General features: G+C 60.9%; 1 protein-coding gene. It reads right to left on the reverse strand.

The window, feature by feature from the left end:
• Nucleotides 1–127 precede the first annotated feature (127 nt).
• Entirely contained in the window at nt 128–373 is a 246-nt protein-coding gene (locus GVL03_RS20010) for a hypothetical protein (protein ID WP_159502646.1), read from the reverse strand.
• Nucleotides 374–458: the final 85 nt, after the last annotated feature.

Raw genomic sequence — 458 nt, forward strand, 5'->3', positions numbered from 1 at the left:
GCATCGGCAGGGCTCAACCCCACCGACTTACGTCGGACCCTACGCGGATATCGCCAGGGAGCTGATGCAGACCGTGTTGGCCAAGATGCATGCGTCCGCTTCTGCGGAGAAAGCGAAGCGGGAGGCGTCAGCCGACTCCGCGTGACCAAACCAAGCCCCCGCGGGGGCTGGTTTTCCAGATGCCATCGCCACCGGTGGTGGTATCTGGAAAACCATTTTTGATGAGCTCTGTGGCTATGCCCTGGGCTTTGAAGTTCGTGCTGGCGAACTGAAATTCCAGAAGGGCCAGAGGGAAACCTCGATGGCTCAGGCACAGCCCGCTGCGCCTTGAACTCTCCGGACCCTGCGTGTGCTTGCGGACGTCGAGCTTCATGCAGGGCCTACCTCAACTCCTCGCTTCGCTGGAGGTTGCGGTAGGCCCTGCATGGGGTGTCTGCAACCACGAAAGGAGTTCGTAC

The organism is Microbacterium sp. 18062 (genome assembly GCF_902706225.1).
Classification (GTDB): Bacteria; Actinomycetota; Actinomycetes; order Actinomycetales; family Microbacteriaceae; genus Microbacterium.

Coding starts and splice junctions, on each gene's coding strand:
- GVL03_RS20010 (WP_159502646.1), bottom strand. CDS start 373: ATGAAGCTCGACGTCCGCAAGCACACGCAGGGTCCGGAGAGTTCAAGG.